This is a genomic window from Flavonifractor sp. DFI.6.63 (assembly GCF_024462255.1).
In the GTDB taxonomy this organism is placed as follows: Bacteria; Bacillota; Clostridia; order Oscillospirales; family Oscillospiraceae; genus Lawsonibacter_A; species Lawsonibacter_A hominis.
In genome coordinates this window covers 1-287 of the sequence record NZ_JANGBE010000129.1, presented here as the reverse complement: position 1 = coordinate 287, position 287 = coordinate 1, and the positions used below count along the sequence as shown (strand labels likewise).

Here is a 287-nt window from a genome sequence, read left to right as displayed (position 1 = left end):
GAGTGGTTAGGCCTGTCCGCCGGTCTGTTGGGAAAACCAGTTGAAAAGGCGCAGGGAAATGAGGGCTGCTGCTGCAAAGGAGGTTGCTGCTAAAGTGAATTTATTCGATCCACTTACTATCAAACTTACAAAATACCTTTTTTATACCGGCAAGGGCGGTGTGGGAAAAACCAGCGTTGCCTGCGCCACCGCTGTATCGCTGGCAGATAGCGGAAAGCGGGTGCTGCTAATCAGTACCGACCCAGCCTCTAATTTACAAGACGTTTTTTCGATGGAGCTAACAAACA

Annotated in this window: 1 protein-coding gene; it reads left to right on the top strand. The window is 49.5% G+C overall.

Annotated features, from left to right (window positions below):
- Positions 1-94 precede the first annotated feature (94 nt).
- Positions 95-287: ArsA-related P-loop ATPase (locus NE547_RS18195; RefSeq protein ID WP_256176642.1), on the top strand; the 193-nt coding region annotated here is incomplete at its 3' end.